The sequence below is a fragment of the Haloarcula vallismortis ATCC 29715 genome (assembly GCF_000337775.1).
Lineage (GTDB): Archaea > Halobacteriota > Halobacteria > Halobacteriales > Haloarculaceae > Haloarcula > Haloarcula vallismortis.
Genome location: NZ_AOLQ01000065.1, coordinates 223,579 through 247,607 on the forward strand (window position 1 = coordinate 223,579; position 24,029 = coordinate 247,607).

Below are 24,029 nucleotides of genomic sequence, written 5' to 3' on the forward strand. Positions count from 1 at the left end.
CCAGAGTTCGAAAAAGTCCCTTTAGGTAATCCATCGCGTGTCCAGACGGAATATGACAGACACTCGACGCAGGTTCCTGACGACGCTTGCAGGTACTGGGACAGTCTTGGCCCTCGCAGGATGTAGTGGCACCGACGGTGATGGCGGCGGCGGGACAGACGGCGGAATGACAGAGGGCGAGATGACCGAGAGTGAGATGACGGACGGCGACGCGATGACTGAGGGGGAAGAGATGACCGAAGAATCGATGGACGGCGATATGAGCCCCACCGACCCCAGCGAGGCCCCGATGGCGTCGGTCGACCGATTCAGCGACGCCGCCGGAATGCTCCACCAGCGCAGTGCGAACGACGCCCTCCCGGACGCCGACGAGCCCATCGACTTCGACGAGATGTTCCTGACACAGGGGTACGGCCCCGACGGAACCGTCATCCAGTACTACGACTTTGATGTGCAACCGACCCAGGCGGCCCCGATTTACGCGCTGTTCTACGAGAACGGCGACCCGGTCGAGGACCAACTCAACATCGTCGATGTGGTTCCCGGCGATGAGGGGTACAACGATTTCTGGCAAGTCCACAAGGTGACGGTGCCCGATGGCTACGAGGCGAACACTGCGACAAGCGTGTCACAGATTCAGGCGGCCGGCTACGACATCGAGCCGACCGAGACTATCAAGAACTGCCCGGTCGTCCCCGAGGGGTCAACCGCGGAACTGCGACACAGCGCCGACGAAAGTGCAACCGGCCTCGTCAATGGCTGGTACGACGGTGAAGTGGTCCCGTACTTCCTGTTCGGCGAGGCGTCGCTGTCGTCGTCTGATGGCTCCGTCCCACTGTCCCCGATTTACGTGAGCTTCAACACGAACCCCGGCGAGGACGGCGGCGGCCCGCCGTCCGGGTTCCGCTCTGAAGACGGGAGCGACCAGACGCACAACGTCACCGCGACACTACCGGGTGACGACGGCTACTCGCCGCTGTGGCAGGTCAACATCTTCGACAACGCGGAGTTCGACAGCGTCTCGGACCTCGAATCCGCCCAGAACGCCGACATCCTGGCCGCCGGCGCGGCGATGGTCAACTGCCCGGTCGTCTCCGAGTAAGGAGACGAACACAGTACAGCAGAACTCACCCCCACGACCTCAGAGGGGTCGGCGGGGCCTTTGTGTGGAGCGGGTCGACAGACGCCGATACTGCTCCGTTTCAGTCGCCGGTCCTTCGGTGGCGACCGTGCCCGACTACACGCGCTCGTTGACCTGCTCGGCGACGCGTTCGCCGGGCCGTCGGAGGTGACCACTCTCGACCTCGTAGACGTAGCCGGTCACGGAGACGTCATCGGGGATCAGTTCGTGGTTTTCCAGATACTCGACCTGAGCTGCACAGGCCGCGTCGATGTCGTCGGTCATCCGGACCCACTCTGCGATGGACGCATCACCGATGTTTAGCTCCGGCAACGCCGGGTCGAGGTCGATGTCGTCGAGGTCGCCGTCGACCGCAGCCTCGAACCCCGCGACGATGTCCTCATCTGACGCGCTCATCATCCCGCAGTCGGTGTGGTTGACGACGATGATTTCTGTCGTATCGAAATACTGTGTCGTCAGCGCGGCCGAGCGGATCACGTCGTCCGTGACCTTGCCGCCGGCGTTACGGTATATCTGTGCGTCGCCCAGCGAGAGGCCGAGCGCCTCCTCGACGGGGATGCGCTCGTCCATGCAGGCGACGACGAGCAGCTGCTTGTCTGTGGGAATTCCCTTCCTGCGACGCCGCGCCCAGTCGTCCCGCGCGTCGACGCCCTCGTCGACCGCTTCGTGGACGTGGCCGGCTTCCGGTTCCTCGCCGCCGCTGTCGTCACTCTCGTGCGTGTGGTGTGGCATTCCAGAACACGCCTATGGGCCGCGCAGGCTTTACTGTTCGCTCGGACAGCCCGGATGGGACGCGGGCAGTTCGGACAGCGACCAGGCTCAGTCGTCGGTGGCGACAGCGCTGTCATCCGCGTCGCCGCCTTCAATTTCGTCCAGTACCCGCTGGTGGAACTCCTGAAGGACGGCCGATTCGTCCTCGGCGAGGACCACATCGCTGGCCATCAGCATCGCCAGGCCGAATGCGCGCGGTGACGGCGAGTCGACGCGAGTCCGGACCACGTCCACGTCGCCGTCCCGCATCGCACGCAGGACGGACTCGATACCGTCGACGTTGAGTTTATCCTCCAGAATCTCGCGGTATGTTTCCTCGACAACGGCGAAGTCACCAAGGTCCTCGGCGAAGCCAAGCAGCATCTCCGAGGACACCTGCTGTTCGCTGGCTGACTTCTCGTACCCCTTGTAGCGTTTGAGTATCATCAGCGACCGCGTGGCGTTGATGCGGAAATAGCGCTGGAGGAGGTCCGTCCCGTCGAGGCTGGCCCGCAGGTCCTCGCGGGCCGTCTCCGGGTCCAGATCGTCGACGACGCGCGCGATGTCGACCTTGCGGTTCAGCGGCATCGAGAGCGTGAAGCCGTTGTCGGCGACGGCGACCTGAACGTTCGCGCTGGCCGCCCGAGCGATGTGATACGCCAGCAGGCGCGAGAAGCCGTCGTTGAACCGACGGCCGTAGTTCGAGTGGACATGGTAGTGGCGCTCGTACTCGTCGTGGTCCAGCGTCTCCTCGACGACGAGGCGGTCGGGCGTTGCGACGCTTTCTGGACCGGCGTAGGCCACCTGCTCGCGGAACATCCGGGCGATTGCTCGGACGCTGTTCTCGTCGACGGGGAACTCCCGGAGCCAGTTGCGAACTTCCGACATGCCGCCGTCCTCCAGCCGGTCCAGCAGTTGGCCCTGAAAGTCCAGAATCTCGCGGCCAAGGTCATAGGAGAGCGGGAGGCGCTCCGAGAACCACGACGGGACGGTCGGGCGGGCGGCGGTCCGGTCGACGTACACCTTCGACCCGCGGCGGTAGCGGTACTCGAAGTTGTTCCCACCGAGCACGAACACGTCGCCTTTCTCCAGCGTGTCCAGATAGGATTCGTCGAGCTGGCCGACCCAACTGTCGTCGCTGCGGGTCACGACATCACACGTGAAGGAGTCCGGAATGGTCCCGATGTTGGTCATGTAGATGACTCGTGCGAGCCGGCCCCGTTTGCCGATGAGGTGCTCACCTACGTCGTACTCCTCGTAGTGGTGCTCGCCGTCGGGCGCGTCGTTGGTGTCGCGCCAGATCTTGGCGTAGACGTTCTTGTCCTCCATCCCCGGGTAGTCGGCAGTCATGTACCGCATCAGCTGCTCCCAGTCCTCGTCGTCGTAGTTCCGGTAGGGGTAGGCCCGGCGGAGGACGCTTTTAAACGTCTCCTCGGGGCGGACATCGTTGATTGCCATGCCGTATATCTGCTGGGTCGCCACGTCCTGTGCGTTCTCGGGGATGAACACGCGGTCAACGAATCCCCGCTCGGCCTTCTCCAGCATCACCGCACACTCCACGAGTTCGTCGCGGTCCAAGGCGATGACGCGGCCCTCGACTGTCTCGCCCAACTGGTGGCCGGCACGGCCAATCCGCTGGAGCAGCGCGGCGACGGATTTCGGCGACCCCACCTGCACGACGAGGTCGATGTGGGGCATGTCGATACCCAGTTCCAGACTCGTCGAGGTGGTCACCACGTCCAGCGACCCGGCTTTCAGCGATTCTTCGATGTCTCGGCGTCGCTCCTTGGAGAGCGAGCCGTGGTGGCAGCCGGAGTTGGACTCGTCGTAGTCCTCGAATTTCTCGCGGAGGTTGTGCAGGACGCGTTCGGCCCCAGAGCGCGTGTTCGTGAACACGAGCGTGTTGGTGTGGGACTGGATATGCTCGTGGAGTTGCGTGTAGAACCGCTCGGTAATGATGTCCCGCGGCGTGTTGATGAGGTCGTCGGCCGGACAGGACAGTTCCATGTCGAAGTCGCGGGCGAAGCGCGTGTCCACGATTTCGTAGTCCCGTGGGTCGCCGCCGGGTTCCTCGCGGCCGACCAGGAACTCGGCGACGGTGTCCAGCGGCTCGACGGTGGCCGAACAGCCGATACGTGTCGGCGGTTCCTCGACCATCTCCTCCAGTCGTTCCAGCGACACCGAGAGGTGGGTCCCGCGCTTGTTCTCGGCGAGGCTGTGGATCTCGTCGACGATGACGTACTCGATGGTTTCGAGCTTCTGCTTGAACTTCGGGGAGTTCAGCAGAATCGCCAGGGTCTCCGGCGTCGTGTTGAGGATGTGGGGCGTGGTCTCGAGCATCGCCTGGCGCTCGCTGTCGCTGGTGTCGCCGTGGCGAATCGCGTGCCGGATTTCGACGTCCTCGCCGCGCTCGTCGAGCTTGGTCGTGATACCGTCCAGCGGCTGTTCGAGATTTCGGTGGATGTCGTTGGCCAGCGACTTCAGCGGAGAGACGTACAGGCAGTAGACGGAGTTTTCGAGTTCGTCCTCGCGGGCCTTCCCGAACAGTTCGTTGATGATGCCGGTAAACGAGGCCAGCGTCTTACCGCTCCCCGTCGGCGCGCAGATGAGAGCGTTCTCGCCTTCGTGGATGAGTGGGATAGCTTCCTTCTGTGGGGGCGTGAAGAAGCCGCCGTTGCCGGGGACAAACTCGCCGAACTGCTCGACCCACCACTCCTGAACGACGGGCGCGAGGCGTGAAAGCACCTCGGCGTCGTCGATTTCGACCGCCTCCGGGTCGAAGTCCGGGTCCGTCGCTGCGAGACGCTCGCGTCCTCCCATTGTCGGCTCTTACCGACAAGTAGGCCTGCCGCGGCAAGTGGGTTCCGCCACATCGACGGGGAAAACGCCTAAGCGACCGCCGAATCAGATCTTGAGCATGACCGAATCCGTCGACGTACTGACGCCGCTGGTGACACCCTTCGACGCCGACGGCGACCTCGATGTCGCCGGTCTGGAATCGCTGGTCCGGCACGTCTCAGAGGCCGGCGTCGACGGCGTCGTTCCCTGCGGGACGACCGGGGAGTTCGAAACGCTATCACCACAGGAGTACCGGACCGTCGTCCGAACCACGACGGAGACAGCGCCCGACGACTGCCGCGTCATCGTCGGGACGGCCGCGACCGCTGTCTCGACGGTCCACGAACGGATGGCGTTCGCCGCCGAGCAGGGCGCTGACAGCACGCTGGTCGTGCCGTCGTACTACGGCGGCCAGGCCAGCGGGGCGGGCAACGAGGCGTTCTTCGAGGCGGTGCTGGCCGACGCGCCGCTGCCCGTCTACCTCTACAACATCCCCGGGGCCGTCGGACAGGAGCTCTCGGTCGAGACCGTCGCTACGCTCGCACAGTCCGACGCCGTCGCGGGCCTCAAGGACTCCTCGGGCGACCTCCCGTACGTCACCGCAGTCATGAATCAGACGCCCGAAGACTTCACCGTCTATCAGGGCCACGACGGCCTGTTCGTCCCGTCGCTCGTGCTGGGCGGCGACGGCGGCGTCAGCGCGCTCTCCCACCTGCTGTACGGCGAGCTAGAACGAGCGGGCACCGCCGTCGCCAACGGCGACGTGGCAGAAGCCAGAGCGGTCCAGCGGGAGATCCTCTCGCCGCTCTCGGAGGCCTGTGCCGAGTTCGGCTTCGCGCCTACGGTGAAGACCTTGCTCGCCGACCGTGGCGTTATCGACGACGCTACCGTGCGGCCGCCCCGAGCCACGCTCTCGCCGGACGCAGTGGAGTCCGTGACCGGGCTGTTGTAGTGGCAATCAGAAGGCGCTGTTCTGTATCCCGAGTGCACTGCTTCACGGACGGGCGTGTCGTTGTCCCTTGATAGCGGGCTCTGAGACTTAAACGGCCCTGTGAGGTTCCACGAGATTCATTACGCTGGGCGGCAGTGAACGGAATATATGTCGTTGCTGCCCTCCCGCGGTCCCGACACGAGCACCTCACAGGACGGGGAGCTGCAGGTCGTCGGGGTCGACGAAGACGTCTCAGCCGTACTCGATGCCCTCTCTTCGGAAACGGCCAGAGAGATACTCAACACAGTGTACGAGGAGCCGGGGACGCCCTCCGAACTGGCCGACCGGCTCGATATGTCGATACAGAAGGTCTCGTACCACCTGGAGAAACTGGAAGACGAGGAGCTCATCGCCGTCGCTGGGGTCCAGTACTCCGAGAAAGGTCAGGAGATGAAGGTGTACGAACCCCCGGAGGACCCGCTGGTGTTGTTCGTCGGAACGCAAGAGCGCAAACAATCGCTCCGGTCGCTCGTCCGTCGGGTCCTGCCCGTCGTTGGCATTCTTACCGCGGCCAGCGTCATTCTGCAACTTCTGCTCGGGCAGTTCCCGATCCAGTTCGGGGGTGCGGGGGCCGGTGACGCGGGAACCGCTGGTGACGGTGGTCAGGGCGGCGGGGACGCGGAGAGTCTGGATTCGGCGACTGAGACGGCCACGGAGGCCGAACCCACACCGACCCCGACGCCGGAGGACGACGGCGGGTTCCAGATAGCCGAGGCGACGGAGACGCCGGAGGCCACGCCGGCCCCAGAACAGACTCCGGCCCCGGAAGCCGACACGCCGGTTGAGGCGATGACCGAACAGGCGCGACAGCTGACGACCGACGCCGCGGCCAGTGGCGGCTTCCATATCGAGCCCGGTGTGGCCTTCTTCCTCGGCGGACTGCTGGTCCTGACACTGTACGTCTCGTTCTGGGCGTACAGGAATTACCGCTGAGCCGGGTTCGCGGTCCGACCGCGGTCACGCAGCGTCGATTTGCTCCGCGACCAGCACACCGGCCTGCTCGGTGACCATCTCGACGGCCGTCAGCGCGTAGCCGGCGTCGGTGAAGGCGTCGGCGAGGACGCCGACCGTCGCTGGGTCGTCGACCTCGGGGCTGTAAAACGGCGCGTCGGAGTCGTCCTTGCCGAACAGCATCACGTCCCCGAGGACGATGCGGCGCGGCCCCAGATCAGCGATAGTGTCGATAGCCTCGCGTTTCTCGTCGTCACCGAGGTGGTGCATCGCGAAGTTCGACGTGACGATGTCGATGGGCCGGTCGACGTTCGGAGCGCGGAAGCGGCCGTCGCCGAAGGAAACGTTCTCGACGCCGCGCTCGTCGGCCTTCTCCCGAGCTTTCTCTAGCATGCCGTCGCTGATGTCGCGACCGATAATCTCTCGTGCATCGGACGCGAGCGCGAACGCGATGGCTCCGGTGCCAGTGCCGAGGTCGAGCACCACGTCGTCGCTTTCAGGGGCCGCGTGCTCGACAACGAAGTCGACACAGGCGCGATACGCCGCCGAATCCTGCTCCTCGTCGTAGGCATCGGCGTGGTCAGAGAACCGCTCAGCGTGTTCGTCGAGTGATTTCTTCATACTTGGTTCTCATCCCGCTCACAGAAGTCTCTCCCGCTCCGTTCCGCGGTTTTGCCGCAAACACGGTTCGGTTAAAATGGTTTTTGAGCCACGGGTGCGTTTTTGCTATCCCCGTCCAAAGCATGAACTGCGCCGTCGTCGGGTGACCTTCCCACGCGACCGCCCTGACCCCGTCCCCGCCGACGGCCACCGCCCTCACTCCGCTGACGCTCCCTGGTGGTTCCCTGCCGACGTGTCCCCCCAGACACCAACCCTTTGTCCGTTCGCTCGCTGTCGTCCGGTATGCGTCTCACGTTTCTTGGCACCGGCAGCGCCATGCCGACCGGCTCTCGAATGCAGTCCGGCTATCTGCTAGAACGCGGCGGAAACCGGCTGCTCGTCGACTGTGGTAGCGGCGTGTTGCACTCACTGGCCCGAACAGACGCAGGGTACGAAGGCGTCGACACCGTCTTGCTGACTCATCACCACTTGGACCATGTTTCGGACCTCGACGTGCTGCTGAAGGCTCGCTGGCTTGCCGGCGAAACGGAGCTCACAATCGCGGGTCCACCGGGCACGAGCGACCTGATTCGGAGCCTGCTGGAAACACACGACTATATGCAGGACCGTCTGGACCTGACGCTCAGGGATCTCGACGGCGGACCGTTCGAGCTGGCAGGGTTCAGCGGCGACACCTGCGAGACGCGCCATTCGATGCAGTGTTTCGCCTACCGGCTCTCCGTCGGTGACGGTCCGGTGATAACGCTCGGTGCTGACTCTGAGGCGTTTACCGACCTCATCGAGTTCGCTGACGGCTCGGCCGTACTCGTCCACGACTGCTCGTTCCCGGACGACGTGGACGTATCGAACCATCCGACGCCCGAAACGCTCGGACGGACCCTCCGCGATGCCGACGCCGAGGTCGGGCGCGTGTACCTCACCCATCTGTACCCACACACCGAAGGCCACCACGAGGAGATGCTTGGGTCGATAGCCGATAGCTACGACGGCGACGTGCAGTTCGCCGAGGACGGGCTGACGATAACAGTCAACTAAACGCGTTCGAGTGTGACGCGGAACTCGGCCCCGCCAGCGTCGCTTTCGGCCACGCTGACACTGCCGCCGTAGGATTCAGTCAACGCTCGAACGAACCCGAGGCCGAAGCCGGTCCCTGGACTCTCCTGTCCCTTCACACCCATCTCGAAGATATCCTCACGCAGGTCCGGCGAGACACCGCTCCCATCATCGCCGAAACAGACGGTAATCTCGTCAGGGGAGACCTCCGCTGGGGCCACTCGCATATGTACCTCGTCCTCGTTGTGGACCGCCGCGTTGGACATGATGTTCGTAAACACCGAATCGAGCAGGTCGCCGCCGTACACCTGATAGTCGAACGCGGCCGCATCGAAATCGACGGTCAGCGACTCGTAGTTGGCCTCAATGTCACGGACCGTCTCCTCGAGGACCGTGTCGAGGTCGCGTGGCTCCGGGTTGTCCTGTGCTTCCAGCGTCGAGACGAGATCGCCAACACGCTGGATGAGGTCGGCAGCGCTCTCGGCCGCGCGCTGGATCTTGCCGGCGTACTCCTCGGTCTGGCCATCGACCTGTCCAGCGACGACGTCTGCGAAGCCGGCGATGACCTGCAGGTCGTTACCCAGGTCGTGGCGGAGCAGTCGGTCGTACATCTCGATCATCTCCTTTCGCCGTTCCAGATCACGGTGTGCCCGTTCGAGCCGTTCGCGGGAGCGGATATTGGAGATAGCCGTCGCGGCGTGAGTTGCGAGAATCTCCATTGGTCTGATGTACTCGTCCCCGAATTCCTCGACGGTCTGTGACCGAGTGACCAACACCGCAGTCACCTCATCGCCCATCCGGGCCGGGACAGCAAGCGCCCCCGTCACATTCGAGTCAGCCGTGACAGCAGCATCAGCACCCTGTTCGACCAGCGTCTCGCCGGCCGACTGCGCCCGTCGAGCCAGGTCACTCGGTGGCTCACCCTGAACGAGATTCGGGTTCGTACTGTGGACGACACGGAGGTCGTCGTCACGAACCTCGACGAACGTAGAGTAGGAGAATTCAAACAGCAGCGACATCGCTTCCAGTGTGAGCGAAACGACTTCGTCGACGGACTCGCACCGATTGAGCGCCTGGCCGTACTTGTTCAGGTCGGCGACCTGCCTGGCAAAGTCCTGTTGTTCTTCGAACGACATACTACTCACACCTCGCAGACATTGGAACTACATAGCAATAGAGACCGGAGCAAAAAAACGGTTTCGGGGGAACCAACCCTGAAATGAAAGCTAGTAGACACGCGGGCCGCTCAGTCGAGCCGGTACCGCAACAGCGCGGCGATACCGCCGAGATTCGAGAGTTGCTGTCCGGGCGCGAACTCCGCGGAGAAGACGGTCACGTCGCCGCCCTTCTGCTCTGTCGTTTCGATAATCTGGTCGACGTCGATATCCCAGTCGCCCTCGCCGGCCCGCTCCAGTCGGAGCCGTTCGTCCAGCACGAGCAGCGTCTCGATAGCGCCGTAGTCGGCTGCCTTGGCGACTTCCTCCGGGCCGTAGGCGACTTCGGAGCCAGAGCCGATGCGCTCCATCAGCTCGTCGATGTAGTCTGCCTCCTCTGCGATGCGGGTCTGCTGTTGCACGTCCTCGACAGCGCCGCGTTTCAGTACCTCGTGGACGCCGCGGTCGCCGACAGCCGACGTGTCCACGACGGTAACCTGCTCCGCGACATCGGGTATCTCGTCCTGAAAGTGGTCCAGCGCATCCTGCTTGGTGAAGCCGGGACCAGCGAGGATGTAGGCGTCCACGTCCTGCCGTTTGAGCACGGAGGCAAGCTCGTCAAACAATTCCTTCCGCGGGCGGGCGTACTCGCCTTTGCCGGTCGTCGACGTGATGGTCGCCCGTTCCTCGGTGCCGTACTGGGCGACGGTGTGGACGTGGGCCTCGCCCTCTTCGACGGTGGCGATTGCCACGTCCGGGTTTTCCGTCGCCTCGACGGCCTCCTCTAGACGGTCAGCCTGGTCGGGCTTGAGGTGTTTCTCGACGGTGAGTTCGGTGTGTTCCTCGACGTTGAGCGTGTGATGAAAGCCGAGTTGGTCCTCCCGGGAGCAGTCGACGATCTCGCCGCCGACGCGGAGACGGTTGGCGAACTTCGCGAACTCCACGTCGGTGACTTCGATCTGGATCCACATCGGCTCGCGCTCGCCGCCCTTGTCCCGGAGGTTGTCGTCGTTGCGCTGGATGCGCCGCGTCGTGTCGCCGGAGACGAGGTCCCCCGGCTCGATGACGTACGAGAGATGCCAGAGGTCGTCCAGCGTCTCGGGGACCACCTCGATGCGCTCTGCCCCTTCGGCGGTGGTCTCCTGACTCTGTATTTGCATACCCGAGAGTCCGCTTCAGGGACACAAGTGTTCTGCCATTCGTTTCGCTACCGAGGTGAAAAACAGATACTGGGCGGTCAAGCGACAGAGCGCGAAGCGCGTGTCTCAGATTCGAGACCGAGCGCCGGAACTTCCCGCATCGCCGTCCCGATGGCGTACGCGCCGGCGACGTTGCCGTAAAACGAGACGAACGGGACCAGGACCGCGCCGAGCACGGTAGCAGAGGCGAGGCCGCCGAGCACCTGGGCGCCGATACCAATAGCGACAGCGACCAGCCACGCGACAGCGTACGTCCCTGACCCGCCAATCGCGCGCAGCGTGCCGGGCGAAAACGCCGCGCCGACGCGCCCGGTCACTGCGTACGCGGCCACGGCTGCAGGGAGGAGATATGCGGCACCGAGCGAGACCACGACGGTGACAAAGACAATGACGAGCGCGAGCAGGAGTCCGCCGATAGCGATACCCGATGACGGTTCACCGCCCGTCGTCGTGACCACGGAGAAGGGCAGGATGAACGACGCTATTGCGAGGCCGATGACCACCAGCGGGACGAGTGAATACACCAGCGAAATCAGGAACGCGACTAATCCCTCGATAAGCAGGTCACCCCACTCCTCAAACACCGGCGGCACCTCGTCGTCGCCGTCGGTAACTGCTCGAATGACGCGAACGAGATAGCCGAACACGAACAACACCGGAATAAAAAACACGCCCAGCAAACTCAACACGCCGCCAATCAGTATCGTCTCGACCTTCTGCTCGCCGTTCCAGGGGTACCGAATTGCGTCTTCTAGCATGGGGACACCGTCACTGTGGGGAACAGGGAGCGGGTTCCGACTGTCCAAACAGGTTAGTGATACAGCAGAATTGTGTAAGCAGTAATATAAATCTACACTCCCGAAACACAGCGACGATAGCGAAACCGAAGTAAAACTGGGGGATCACCGCGTGTCCTATCAGGCCGCGGGCTGAGCGCCGGGCGTCTCATCACCGGCGTCGACAGCTGGCATGTCCCGCACGGCGGTCCCGACGGCGTAGGTTCCTGCCACGTTCGCGTAGAACGTCACGAAGGGAGCCAGCACCGCGCCAATGACGACGGCGTTCAGCGCGCCGATGACGACGCCAGCGAGCAAGCTGATACCGAACGCGACCAGCCAGCCGGTGGCGTAGGTCCGACTGAACACGAGCCTGCGGATTTCATCCGGTGCGAACGCCGCCGCAATGGTGTCCGTCCGGACGTACGCAGCGATTGCGGCCGGGAGCACGTACGCGATAGCCAGCGAAAGTACGGTTATCGCGAGCGTTGCGACGAGAGCGATGAGGCCGACGGCCAGTCCGCTTCCGGCCCCGCTGCCGCCCAGACCCAGCGTCGCGCCGCTTGCGAACACCGCTGCGAGGGCGATAGCCGCCGGGACGAGCGAGTAGGCGAACCCGATGGCGAACACCTTCAGGCCGTCCATGCCGAGGTCACCCCAGTCGTCGAACGCCGGCGGTTCGGCTTCGCCGTTCAGCACTGCCCGGAGCGTCCGGACGATGTAGCCGAGGACGAAGAACAGGGGCACGACGAGGACACTCAGGAACAGCAACGCACCCCCGATGGCGATGGTCTTCACTGCGCTGTCACTGTCCCGCGGATACGTTAGGGCTTCTTGGAACATGATGGTACTCCGTGACATCAGCCTGGCCGGCGTGGCCGCTGCCACGTCAGTCGCGACGAGGTGTCACATTGAACTATAATACAACTTACAAGTATATATAGCAGTACGTGTGCCGTGCTATCACTCACAGACAACTCCAACGGTGGGGCCAGCGAGTCACTCGCTGTCGGAGTCCCCGTCCGCGGCCGCCTGCAGCCGCGCGAACGCCTCCCACGAGGGGTCAGCCCCGGGATGAGATTGCCGCGTGCCGTCGACGTACAACCCCTCGCCGTCAGTCACCTCGCCGACGACGGCTGCCGGCGTCCCGCAGTCACGGAGTGCACCGACAACGTCGGCGGCGTCGGCGGGGTCGACCGCGGCCAGCAGCGTTCCGCAACTGCTGACGTGCCAGGGGTCGATGTCGAGGGCATCACAGAGTGCGTCGACACCGTCAGCGACCGGCATCGCGTTACTATCCACGTCGAACCGGGCGTTCGCGCCGTCGGCCATCTCGATGAACGCACCGATAATGCCGCCCTCCGTCGCGTCGTGCATCGCCGTCACGTTGCCGGCGTCCGTCGCGGCCATGGCGTCCTCGACGAGGGCGGTGTCGGCCAGACGCTCCTGTGCGGTGGCGATACCCTCGGGCGACAGGCCGATCTGCGCCGGGAACAGGTTCGCAAACAGCCCCGTGACCTCGGCCCCAGGCCCAGTGCCGACGACCAGTTTATCACCCGGCCGCGCGCCGTCCGGTCGGACAATGTCGTCGTGGGATCCGACGCCAAGTACCGTTGCGCCGCCGACCCAGGAGTAGTCGACGCCCGAATAGCGGGCGGTGTGGCCAGTGACGACCGTTACGCCGACTTCCTCGGCCCGGCCGGCGAAGCCGTGCCACATCGCCGCCAGTTCGTCGTCTGTCATCTCGGGCGGGAGCGTGAACGTCACAGAGAGATGGGTTGGTGGAACGCCGGAGACGGCAACGTCGGCAAGCACTACGTCGAGTGCGAACCGCCCGGCCCGCTCGAACCCCAGATCGGGGAGGACCGACAGCGGGTCGGTCGCCGTAACGAGGGCTTCTCCTCCCACGTCGATGACGCCGAAGTCGATGCCGTGAGTCGGCCCGAGAACCACGTCCTCACGGTCAGCGCCCAGTTCCGGGTAGATGACGCTATCGAACACCGCACGGTCGATTTTCCCAAGGTCACTCATGCAGCCAGTCACCTCCTGCCCCGATGCGCTGCTCCGACATCATCACTCCTCGGTCATCCGGCTGCCGCCGGGTGGCAGGAACTCCTGTATCTGGTCCGGGCTGGCGACTTTGCGGACGAACGACTCGTCAGCGAACCGCGAGCGGAACTCCCGGTACAGGCGCTTGGCGATGTCGTTCTGCGCGTACTGGCCCGGTTCGACGGTGATGCTCGTCGCGGCCTGTCCCTCGATAGCTGCCGGTGGGCCGCCGATGACCCGCGTCTCGTCGTCGCAGGTGATACCGACTGCGACGCCGACCGGTGTGCCCTCGAAGTAGGTCCGGTCGCCGCGAACGGCGAAACCACCTTTCTCCAAGTACTCGCCGCTTTCGGGCGTTTTCGACACCTGATCGGGGTCGACCATGTACACGTCGCCGGCGAACTTCCCGTCCTTCCAGACAGAGGAGTAGGAAACCGCGAACTGCGCGGCCTGGTCCAGCGAGGACTGTGGGAAGTCTACCTCTTTGGACGGCTCACTGGGACCGGTGGCCTTGAGGACCGTGACCGGGCCGCCGTGGGCCTGCGCGTGGAAGAACTTGTCACCGCCTTCCAGGTACTTCTGGACGAGTTCCTCGTTGTCGTCGGCGTCACGGCCACCGATGACGAGGAAGCCGTCCGAGGTGTGGAACCAGCGGAACTGCTCGTACCACCGCTCCGTCGACCGGGTGGGAATGGACTGTATCGAGAGCCAGTCCGTCGGTTCGTCCTCGCTCCCGTCCTCGTCGACTTCGTCTTCGCCGTCGTCGGCTTCCCACTCGTCCCGGCGTTCTTTGACTGCTTCGAGGTCTTCGCGGGTGTTTTCGATGGCCGCCAGCGCGCCCTCTTTCTTCTCCTCGATGCGCTTGGCCTCCTTGTACAGTTCGTCGGCGTTCTTCTCGACGCCGGTGAACGCGTCGACGGTGACCCGCGTCCCCTCGATATCCAGCGTCACCGTCCCCTCGCTCCCGTCGAGCGAGACGACCGCTTCGGCGGCTTCGATGCCGCGGTCTGCTCCCTCGTCAAACTTCGCCTCGATGTCGTCCCACGACACGTCGTCCTCGCGGGCGGCCTGCACCGTCGAGAGTACGTCGTCGACGAGGTCGTAGTTGGCGTACAGTAGTTCGGCCTTCTCCCGCTCGGCTTCGGCGTCGGCCTCGAAGTCCTCAATGGCCTGCTCTTGCTGCTGGATGATGCGTTTTTGCTTCTCGATTTCGGCCTCGAAGTCCGGCCGCTGGGTCTCGCCGCCCTCGACTTCCTCCTCTCGCTGGAAATTGAAGAAGTAATCGTCCAGCGCGGTGTTGAACTCCGTGAAAGACTCGCTGTACAGTTCCTCGTACTCCGCCAGCGGAATCGGCGTCACGTCGACGCGTCGGCGATCCGGGTCATCGTCGCTCTCCGCACCGCCATCGCCATTGTCCTCACCAAGTGTCTCGTAGTACACTCGCGGGTCGACGTTCCCTTCACGAAGTCGGGTTCCAAGCTCGTCGACGAGTTCGTACAGCCGCTCGAAGTCGGATTCGTCGAGGTCGTCGACGGCGATGTTGTAGTCGATACCGGCGCGGGTACACAGCTCCTCGCCGTACAGGCCACCGAAGTTCAGCTGTGTCGCCAGCGTCCGGACGAGGTCTGCGTCGGACTCCTCGATGCGGGCGACGAAGCCGTCGTAATCGACGGTCATCGGATTGAACCGCGCCGTCGGGAACTCGTAGGGCGTCCCCGGCGCTACAGTGCGTGATTTGAGCCGGACCGTCTCCAAACAGTCGATGACCTCGCCGTGTTCGTCGAGGACGGCGACGTTCCCGTCGCCGAACAGCTCCGCGACGATGGTGGTCGAGGCGTCCTCGCGGTCGAACTCCAGTTCGATGATGCGGTCGAACTCGAACTGCTCGACGCGGACGAGGTCAGCGCCCGACAGACGGTTCCGGAGCATCATCGCGAAGTCCGGCGGTCGACCCGGCGCGTCGGGGACGTGGCTCTGGTCGGCAACGTGGGCGCGCTTGACATCGCCGACCTCAATGAGGAACTCGACGCGTCCGCGGTCGAAGTCCCGGAGCTTCAGTCTGACGAGGTCGTCCTCGGGGTAGAGGTACGCCTTGTCGAGCTTCGCGCCCTCGTAACCGGCGAGTTCGCCCTCAAGGGCGGCGAGGTCGACGCTCGTCAGTTCCCGCTTGTGGTCCATGTCGGTGGCTGTCGGCGGGCACCCAAAGGCGTTCCGTTACCCACTGTCGGCAATTGCCTCGCCCGTCTCCAGTCCGTTGCGAAGCGCCGCGTGCAGTCGCCCCTCTCCGGCCACCCAGTCGCCGGCGAAGTGCAGGTCGTGCTCGGCTGCACACGACAGCAGGTCGTGGTCGACTTCTCCTTCGGGCTGGGAGTAGCGCCAGTGCTGGTGATCCGTCCAGTCCGGGTCGGCCAGCCGGTCGTCATCGAGCAGGCGCGCTGTCCGCGCGGCGATATCTTCAATGAGCGCGTCGGGATGTTCGTCGTAGTTCGCAATCGACCACGGTTCGTTCATCTGGACCAGCAACAGGGACTCTCCGTCGGGAACGTGGCCGTCTTTGCATTCCTCGCGACCGATCCAGCCGATATCGTGGTCCTTGTCACTGTTGACCGCAGCGTACCACGGCACGTCGAGTTCGAAGGGGTAGTGCAGCACCCCCGATATGACCGTTCGATAGGGGACTGCGGCGATTTCCTGCCGAAGGTCACGGCAGTCGCCGTGGTCCCACCGCGACTGCCCCAGCAGGTCAGCCGTCTGCGGAGCCGGCGGTGTCAGCAGCGCGGCGTCGAAGTGCCCCAGATCCGTTCCGTCGTTGTCTTCGAGCCGCCAGCCGTCACGCTGTCGCTCCAGACGTTCGACTCGGACGCCGTTCTCTACCTCAGTGCCGGTCTCGGCGAACAGGCGCTTTGCAAGCTGTGTGATGCCCGCCTCGTACGTCCATTTGTGCTCGTCAGCATCCCGACCGGCGTCGATGTCACCGGTCCTGTCGAACGCGTACACCGGCTCCTCGATGTCGACGAGCCCCTCAGTTGGGAGCGCCTCCGTGACCAGTTCCGTTACGCGGTCGTCGTCGGCTTTGAGATAGTTCGCCCCGTACTCGTACGTGCAGTCGCCGTGCCGTCGGGTCGCGGCGCGCCCGCAGACGCCGCGGCTTTTCTCAAACACTGTTACATCGACCGCCGCGTCCCGGAGCGCGTACGTTGCCGCCGCACCGGCACCACCGGCACCGACGACTGCGAGGTTACGAGCCATACATCCAAGTCGGACGGTACGAGTAAAAATCCACCACACAACCAGTTCGGACCGCCCGCCAGTGGTCCGATTCAGCGTCCCCGGCCGCGCCAGAGACCCTGACGCGTCCAGCAGATGACAGTGAGTATCGCGATACCGATGCCCACCTGTGAGAGTGTGAACCCCGGGCCCTGCGCCGTGGTTGTTGTCCGGTCGTCACGGTCAGTTCCGGAAACGGACTGGTTTTCCACTCTGAGCGGGCCAGCCGTCTCGCCGTTGACCCGAACGGTTCCGTTGACCGCCTCGAACTCGGTCTCGACAACCGTCTCTTCCTCAGGATCGAGTGCCACCCGGTCCGTTGCCACGGGTTCGCCGTCGACCGCCACAGTCAGTGTCTCGTTGGCCGGTCGGGGCCGGGTGTTCGTTACTGTCGTTCGCACAGTCGTATTGAACCCGGCCCGGACCCAGTCAGCCGACAGCGACGCGTCCGAGACCCGGACATCGGCGCTGCCCTGCCCGGCGAGAGTGGATGCCCCGTCGGTGCCCGTTTCAGTTGCCGTCCCAGACCCAACAGTTCCGTTCTCGGTACCGGTCGTGTTGTCAGCAGGCGCACCGCCGCCCGCCGTTTCGTTCCACGTTGTCGTGTTCTCCCTGTCGTCTGCGTCATCGGCGTCGCCGTTACCGGCGTCAGAGTCGCCTCTATCAGCGCTGTCATCTGCGTCGGTTTGCTTCTGGCTTCCGTTCTCAGTTCGTGTAGGTTCTTCCGTTTCAGTTGACTCCTCGGTCTTGGTAGGTTCTTCTGTCTCAGTCGGTTCCTCCGTTCCCTCGGTTTCTGTGGGTTCCTCTGTCTCGGTCGGTTCTGCCGTTTCTTCAGTCTCTGTGGGTTCTTCGGTCTCAGTTTGTTCCTCCGTTTCTTCGGTCTCTGTGGGTTCATCTGTCTCAGTCGGTTGTTCCGTTTCCCCGGTCTCTGTGGGTTCTTCTGTCTCAGTCGGTTCCTCCGTTTCCTCAGTTTTTGTGGGTTTCTCTGTCTCCGTCGGTTCTGCCGTTTCCTCGGTTTCTGTGGGGCCTTCAGTCTCAGTCTCTTCTTCGGTCTGCTCACCGGCATCGGGTGTGTCGGTCTCGTTGACCTGCCCGAGTAGTGTCCCTGTGTGGCGCTCGAGAACAGATGAAACGGTGGGTCCGGGTGTGCTTGCTGTGGCGTCTGATCCGCTCTGTGGACTGCCGTCAGAAGCGACTACGCTGCCGACGGCGAAGACGGACGCGAACACAGCGACAGTAAAAACGACAGCAACGACAGTATAGAGTGTTCGTGCCTCGCTCATACAGGAATGTCGGCGAGTAAAGGATTAGTTACGCAGCAGCCAAACCGTCGGTAAGGTCGTCCTACACTTGTCGACGGAGTCGGGCGACACCGGTGATCAGCGCCAACGCGATTGCGACTAGCTGGACAGTGAATCCGGGACCAGACGCTGCGACCGTTTCCGCGGCTGGCTCCGCGCCGCCACCGCTTTCACCAGTATCGTCAGCCCCAGAGCCGCCTGTGCCCTGAACGGTCGTCGAGCCGACACGGAGGTCACCGGCACTGACGCCGTTGACTGTGACGGTGCCCTCGACGGCCTCGAACTCCACTGTCACAGTAGTTTGTTCGCCGGCATTGAGCCGGACAGTCTGAGAGGCGACTGAATCGCCGTCGATAGTGACTGTCAGTGGCTGCTCAACGGTTTCATCGGTCGGGTTCTCGACTGTCGCTCGCACTGAGGTGTTGAAGCCGGCCCGGACCCAGTCAGCCGTCAGGGACGCGTCAGTGACGGTTAGTTCGGCGGACGTCGGGGCAGATGCACTCGACGAGGGCCCCACTGTGGTCGCTTGAGTGGACGCATTAGCGACCGGGGAAGCGATAGCAATGGTTGCTAGGTTGGACGATGTCACCCGAATCGAGCCGTCTGTTTCGTTGACAGTGCTGGGTAGCTGACTCCAGGACCCGTTGTGGTACTTGTACACCCGCACGGCATCCATCGACCCGTTGGCCGGAAGCACCGATTCGTCGAGCCGCAGGGTGTACGTCGCCCGGCTGATGGCAGACGCATTCGCACCGGAGGTGACAGTCACGTACCCGCGCACACCATCTCCCTGAACTGCAGCCATGTCGTTCGGCGTGGCGTGTGGGCCAAGCAGTGTCGTGTTGAACCCATCACTGTCGTTAGTCACATTGAGCGAGAGCGATGATAGAGTGAACGCTGGCGCGGTCTCGGACGGACCGGAGCGGTTCAGCGACTGGGAGACTGTTGAGTTCGCAGCGTCGGCAGATATTCGGACAGTGACCCCGCCGTCAATCTGGGACTTCGAGATAGCGGGAGCCTCTGCGCCGCCGCCATCGTCGGTCTCGTCCGGTTCATCATCGAAATCGAATCCACCACCACCGCCCCCGCCACCGCCCCCGCCTCCGCCACCGCCACCACTACTGTCTTCAGCTTCGACGGCGAGCGTCTCGGTGAGGGTGTTGCCAACAGAGAGCGACCGGTTGCCCTCGTTGTCGAAAGAGATACTGAAGAACGCAGTTGCGGTCTCACCGCCGGCAATCGGACCGATGGTTTTGGACTTGAGCGTCTGATTGTTCGCTGCGAGCGCCGCAGTGTAGTTCCCACTCTCCGTGCCAACATTTGCGACAGTCGCTGTCACATCCACTGACTCACCGGTTTCGACGGACTGAGTGCTCAGATTTACGTCGCGGACCTCGAACATCGCGGGCTGTGTCACTGAAACGTTTCCGCCGGAATCACCGTTGACCGCCACGTCGTACTCGCCGCCACTCTCGAAGGCGTAGACGAAGGTGACTTCGGTCTGTTGCCCGCCCGAGAGCGTGACGTTCGTCGTGTCCACGATGTCGTCGTTGGTCTGCAGCCGGACCGAGGAAGCCCCTGTCTCGTCACCGTTGTTGACGACCGTGGCAGTCACCTCTACGGGTTCGCCTGTCCGAGCGCTCGTCCGGTTCAGTCCGACTGCGGCCGTGTCGAACGCCGCCGCCTCAGAGACCCGGACCGTCCCGACCCGCTCGCCGTCAAGATCGATAGGGTATGGGCCAACGGCGGTGAACGACTCCGTGAACGAGACGGTCGCCGATTCTCCAGGCTCTAGTTGCAGTTCCGTGGTGTCCGTCCGCTCGTCAGCGACGGTAAGCGGGACCTCGTAGGTACCGGCCTGGTCGCCGGTGTTCGTGACCGTCGCAGTCACCGCAACGCTCTCGCCCTCGCCCACACTCGTCGTGTTCAGCGCCCTGTCGGATACCTCGAACGTCGCTGGCTGCTCGACTGTGACCGTCTTGGTCTCGCTACCGACCGTGAACTGGTACGTCCCGGGCTCCTCGAACCTGTGCACGTACGTATCCGTCCCGGATTCATCCGGTGCAAGGTCGAACGAAACGGCGTCTGGGACTTCGTTCTCCGTTTCGACCCAGAACTCCTGCTTTGCGGTCACGGGCCCGTCGTTTCTGGCCGTCACCGTCAGCTCTGCCGCGTCACCTCGGGTAACCGTTGTTCTGTTCCACCTTGCGTCAGTGACCTGAATATCGGGTTGGCCAACGGTCAGGGTGCCAGCGGTGACCCCGCCGACTGTAACCTCGTGGTCACCCTCGTCAACAGCTCCGTCGAGTCGATAGCCGAGTGTCTCGTTGACCGTCTCACCGGCTGGAACCGCCACCGACTGCGTTCCAACCTCTGTACCCCCGACCTCGATAGGCAGGGTAATCGTTCCGGCCTGTCCGCCAGTGTTCTCCACAATCACCCACGTTTCGAGCTTGTTGGACCCGTGACTACCCGTGTCCGTGTCAGTATTGACCTGGGTGTCCATGAGCCCGGCATCCTGAATCTGGATCGAGCCCTCGTCCGCGACTTCGACAGTCCCGACCGACTCTCCGTTTATCGTTAGATCGTACGTCCCCGCGCTGTCGAAGTTCGGTGAGAACTCCAGCGTCTTCGTCTCGCCGTTCTCGATTTCGACGGTTCGGTTGGCGATTTCAGCGCTGTCAGCCTGCAGAACGACGTCCTCCGTCGCTGACCCGTCCCCGTTCCGGGGGTTTTCCATCCGGACAGTTAGATCAACTGGGTCGCCCGTTACTGTCGATTCGTCGCTTAGCTGCGAGTAATCGACGGTGAACCGCGTCGGCTCCTCGATAGTGATTATCGGGTTCGAGCCGGAACCGTCCTGCAGTTCGTAGTCCCCGGCAGGCAGGCCGTCGAGATTTCCGGTGTCCAGCGTCCACGAAGTCGTTTCCGTGTCGCTGCTACCGACCTCGACATCGAGTTCGTTGGCCATCTGTGATTCCCCCGTATCCGTATTCTTCAGCGTCGGTGTGAGGGTCAGTTCGCCGGTTTTCCCGCCGGTGTTTTCCAGCATGTGAGTTACTTCGATGGATTCGCCACGCGTGACCGCCGTTCGGTTGACAGCCGTCTCAGTGACCGTGATGCTCGACGGTTCGACGACGGTCACTGTCCCGGCTTGGACATCGTTAACGACGAGGTCGTACTCACCGGTGTCATCGAGCGCGACAGGAACGGTTTTGGTCGTCTGCTGGCCGCCGGCGAGCGCAACGGTGACTTGCCCGACTTGCTCGCCGTCCGCTGTGACCGTTACTTGTTTTGTGCCGTCACTGTCTCCGGTGTTCTCAACCGTGAACTCTACCTCGAATTCCCCGTCGGAGACAACCGAGAACGGCGCGTCGTGCGTCCCAGAACTGTTGGTCTTTGTCGTTGTAGCATCGGTCACTTCGATAGTCGCTGTCTCGTGATTGGATGCTGCCGCAACGCCCGGCCCGAACACCGGGGCCGTCGACACCGCAACCACAGCCAGTAGCGTCATCGCTGATAGCCACAGGCCCATAATCTTACCCATGAGAGGGCCGATGGTAGTATGGTAATTAGTTAGCAGGAGTGAATCGCAGAGTAAGGTGCTATTATCGCGTTTCCCGACCGCTACCGCCGGTTCTGGACTGATAAACGCTGTGTCCCACCATTACACGTAATGGGCTGTTCATCGTACCCAGTACACACGGCTGGTGAGTCGGTATACATATAGTATCTCAAATGATGTCCGTGCTTTCGGTCATCGCCTGATTTCTGCTGCGCGATGCAGCAACTCCTGCTGGCCAGCCACACAACGACGTTCCGCAGCCAGAATCAGTCGACAGACGCTCGGTCACACATCTAGACAGGGGGTCAGAGGGCTATCAGAGACGCTTGCTTACGTATGGCCCATCCTGCTTGTAGCCCAGTTTCTCTCGGTAGTACTGCCGGACGCCGATACCGGAGATGACAGCCAATTTCGGGTAACCGGCGTCTTGGGCCATCCGCTCGGCTTTCTCCAGCAGCTTCTTGCCGTAACCCTTGTGCTGGTGGTCATCGTCGTCACCCTCCTGCCCGACACCGACGGCGTTACCGTAGACGTGGAGTTCGCGTACGATTGCAGCGTCCTGTAGCTCCCGCCGTACCGGGTCGTTGGGGAACCGAAGCCGACAGAAGCCGACGAGCACGTCGTTGTCGAAGTCCTCGAAGGAGATGAAGTGCTCCGTGCCGCCACAGGCCTCGTAGGTCATCACGCCGAGTTCGATGTTCTCGGCGACCTCGTCGCTGTGTCCGGCCTCCCGACAGCGGATGCAGTCACACGTCCAGCCGTGTTCTTCCATGCGCTGCCAGGCGAGCTGTCGGAGGTTCGACTTCCAGACGCCGCCCTCGATGAAGTCCGCCGGAATGTCCCGCTGGACGCGCTGGAGCCGGGTGTAGCGGGGAATCATGTCCTTGATTTCGGCGACTAACTCTGCGGCCTCGTCGTTGTCCAGCGGGTCGAACTCGTCTTTTCGCCACCAGTCGTAGGTGACGGTCCCCTCGACGATCAGCGTCGGGTATATCTTGAGATAGTCGGGCCGCCAGTCGGTCTCATCGAAGATGCGTCGGAAGTCCTCCAGACACATCTCCTTTGACATCCCGGGCTGGCCCGGCATCATGTGGAAGCCGACCTTGAACCCCGAATCGCGCAGTCGGCGGTTGGCGTCGATGGAAGCCTGAACGCCGTGCCCGCGGTGCATCTCACGGTTGATGCGCTCGAAGGTCGTCTGGACGCCCACCTCGACCTTCGTCCCGCCGAGGTCGAGCATCCGGTCGATCTGCTCTGGGTCACACCAGTCCGGCTTCGTCTCGAACGTCGTCGCGACGTTACGGACAGCTGCGGTCTCGTTTTCGGCGATGACGTCCTCAAGATACCGGAATTCGTAGTCGTCCTCGGCGAAACTCACGTCTTCGGCGGGCGTCGGCTCGGCGTCCACGTCGAAGTCGTTCATCGCCTCTAGCGCCCGCTTGACGAACCACTCCTGATAGTCGTGGCTCCGGGCTGTCATCGTCCCGCCCATCACGATGAGTTCGGCCTTGTCGACGGGGTGGCCGATCTCCCGTAGCTGGTTGAGCCGAAGCGTGACCTGTCCGTACGGGTCGTAGTCGTTCTGCTCGCCGCGTGCGGCCGCGGGCTCGTGGCCGGTGTAAGACTGCGCGGAGGAGAACTCGGAGTCGGGGCCGCCGGGACAGTACAGACACTTCCCATGGGGACACCGCTCGGGCGACGTCATGATAGCGATGGGGGACACACCCGAGGCAGTCCGGACCGGCTTGCGCTGGAGGACCTCCTCCAGCACTTCGCGGTGCTCCTGTGGCGCGTAATCGAGCAGCTCGGAGTTTTTCGGCACTTTCGGCGCGGAGTACTCGCGGCAGACGTCAATCTTGGCCGATTCGACGTCGTCGCGTTCGACCTCGCCTGCGAGAATCCGGTCGACCAGCTCTGCACACACCTGCTGGAAGGTCTCTGTCTCGTCTGGGTCCGGCGTCTCCGTGCTCATCGGCGTTGTGCGAAATCGGCGTCTCGGCCGAATAAGCGTGTCGCTCGGGCATCGTCAGCGACGGGGGCGGCCGTGGGGTTCATTGTGCTGTCACACCAAGCCGAAGTATGGGTAGCGAAACGGACGACACCGAGAGTCCCGACCGGCCGACCTTCCGCGGCTGCGTGTTCTGTTACAGCGCTGAGTGGGCGTACTACGGTGCGAAGAAGGCAGCCAAGTCCGTCTCAGGAAGCGGTACGTAGCGGGTCCGGAGTAGCGGCCGGCGGCGAGTGAGCAGTTGAAACAGCTTCCAGCCCATCAGCTCTTGACCGCAGAGAGCTGTCCCTGTTATTTCAGTTGATACTGCTGGACCGAGCACTCTACGGGTAGCGTGGCGTACGAGTGCGCGGACACGGTGATCG

General features: G+C 63.4%; 18 protein-coding genes. 5 read left to right on the plus strand and 13 right to left on the minus strand.

The genetic code is table 11. The features are described from left to right. Positions 1-52: 52 nt before the first annotated feature. Positions 53-1,102, plus strand: a complete 1,050-nt coding sequence (locus C437_RS16080) for a hypothetical protein (protein ID WP_049919858.1) — start codon at positions 53-55, stop codon at positions 1,100-1,102. 135 nt (positions 1,103-1,237) lie between these two features. Here the strand turns inward: C437_RS16080 and C437_RS16085 are convergent, their stop codons facing one another. Continuing rightward, positions 1,238-1,873: a beta-class carbonic anhydrase gene (locus C437_RS16085; protein WP_004518051.1), complete on the minus strand. Its 636-nt coding sequence runs from the start codon at positions 1,871-1,873 to the stop codon at positions 1,238-1,240. 87 nt (positions 1,874-1,960) lie between these two features. Continuing rightward, positions 1,961-4,711, minus strand: a complete 2,751-nt coding sequence (locus C437_RS16090; RefSeq protein ID WP_004518052.1) for an ATP-dependent helicase — start codon at positions 4,709-4,711, stop codon at positions 1,961-1,963. Between the two features lie 97 nt (positions 4,712-4,808). On the opposite strand from C437_RS16090, the gene C437_RS16095 reads away from it, so the two are divergent. Together C437_RS16095 and C437_RS16100 are read left to right on the plus strand one after the other, a co-directional pair. Further along, positions 4,809-5,681, plus strand: coding sequence for a dihydrodipicolinate synthase family protein (locus C437_RS16095; RefSeq protein ID WP_004518053.1), 873 nt, complete (start codon positions 4,809-4,811; stop codon positions 5,679-5,681). 147 nt (positions 5,682-5,828) lie between these two features. Then, entirely contained in the window at positions 5,829-6,653 is an 825-nt protein-coding gene (locus C437_RS16100) for an ArsR/SmtB family transcription factor (protein WP_004518054.1), read from the plus strand. Positions 6,654-6,677: 24 nt separating this feature from the next. Here C437_RS16100 and C437_RS16105 read toward each other — a convergent pair whose 3' ends face one another. Further along, on the minus strand, positions 6,678-7,292 hold the full coding sequence (locus tag C437_RS16105; RefSeq protein WP_004518055.1) for a class I SAM-dependent methyltransferase: 615 nt from the start codon (positions 7,290-7,292) through the stop codon (positions 6,678-6,680). A 282-nt stretch (positions 7,293-7,574) separates the two neighbouring features. On the opposite strand from C437_RS16105, the gene C437_RS16110 reads away from it, so the two are divergent. After that, positions 7,575-8,327: an MBL fold metallo-hydrolase gene (locus tag C437_RS16110; protein WP_004518056.1), complete on the plus strand. Its 753-nt coding sequence runs from the start codon at positions 7,575-7,577 to the stop codon at positions 8,325-8,327. Here the strand turns inward: C437_RS16110 and C437_RS16115 are convergent. The 10 genes from C437_RS16115 to C437_RS16160 form a co-directional block, all read right to left on the minus strand. Beyond that, on the minus strand, positions 8,324-9,481 hold the full coding sequence (locus C437_RS16115) for a sensor histidine kinase (RefSeq protein ID WP_004518057.1): 1,158 nt from the start codon (positions 9,479-9,481) through the stop codon (positions 8,324-8,326). The two genes, C437_RS16110 and C437_RS16115, sit on opposite strands and share 4 nt — an antisense overlap. A gap of 110 nt (positions 9,482-9,591) precedes the next feature. Beyond that, positions 9,592-10,659, minus strand: a complete 1,068-nt coding sequence (locus tag C437_RS16120; protein ID WP_004518058.1) for an mRNA surveillance protein pelota — start codon at positions 10,657-10,659, stop codon at positions 9,592-9,594. A 77-nt stretch (positions 10,660-10,736) separates the two neighbouring features. Beyond that, positions 10,737-11,456 (minus strand): DUF4013 domain-containing protein, encoded by a 720-nt coding sequence (locus C437_RS16125; RefSeq protein WP_004518059.1) that lies wholly within the window; start codon positions 11,454-11,456, stop codon positions 10,737-10,739. A 159-nt stretch (positions 11,457-11,615) separates the two neighbouring features. After that, a complete protein-coding gene (locus tag C437_RS16130) occupies positions 11,616-12,317 on the minus strand; it encodes a DUF4013 domain-containing protein (RefSeq protein WP_004518060.1) in 702 nt (233 codons plus the stop codon). A 156-nt stretch (positions 12,318-12,473) separates the two neighbouring features. After that, positions 12,474-13,505 carry an AIR synthase family protein gene (locus C437_RS16135; protein ID WP_004518061.1) on the minus strand — a complete coding sequence of 344 codons (1,032 nt, stop codon included), beginning with the start codon at positions 13,503-13,505 and terminating at the stop codon, positions 12,474-12,476. Positions 13,506-13,547: 42 nt separating this feature from the next. Then, positions 13,548-15,701 (minus strand): ribosome rescue protein RqcH, encoded by a 2,154-nt coding sequence (gene rqcH / locus C437_RS16140; protein WP_004518062.1) that lies wholly within the window; start codon positions 15,699-15,701, stop codon positions 13,548-13,550. Between the two features lie 36 nt (positions 15,702-15,737). Beyond that, complete coding sequence (locus C437_RS16145; protein WP_004518063.1) at positions 15,738-16,772, minus strand: NAD(P)/FAD-dependent oxidoreductase; 1,035 nt, start codon at positions 16,770-16,772, stop codon at positions 15,738-15,740. Positions 16,773-16,843: 71 nt separating this feature from the next. Then, positions 16,844-18,073 carry a hypothetical protein gene (locus C437_RS16150; RefSeq protein ID WP_004518064.1) on the minus strand — a complete coding sequence of 410 codons (1,230 nt, stop codon included), beginning with the start codon at positions 18,071-18,073 and terminating at the stop codon, positions 16,844-16,846. 61 nt (positions 18,074-18,134) lie between these two features. Next, a complete protein-coding gene (locus C437_RS16155; protein ID WP_004518065.1) occupies positions 18,135-21,605 on the minus strand; it encodes a CARDB domain-containing protein in 3,471 nt (1,156 codons plus the stop codon). A gap of 367 nt (positions 21,606-21,972) precedes the next feature. Further along, positions 21,973-23,628: a tRNA uridine(34) 5-carboxymethylaminomethyl modification radical SAM/GNAT enzyme Elp3 gene (locus tag C437_RS16160; RefSeq protein ID WP_004518066.1), complete on the minus strand. Its 1,656-nt coding sequence runs from the start codon at positions 23,626-23,628 to the stop codon at positions 21,973-21,975. 107 nt (positions 23,629-23,735) lie between these two features. On the opposite strand from C437_RS16160, the gene C437_RS21160 reads away from it, so the two are divergent. Then, positions 23,736-23,870, plus strand: a complete 135-nt coding sequence (locus tag C437_RS21160) for a hypothetical protein (protein WP_004518067.1) — start codon at positions 23,736-23,738, stop codon at positions 23,868-23,870. Positions 23,871-24,029 lie beyond the last annotated feature (159 nt).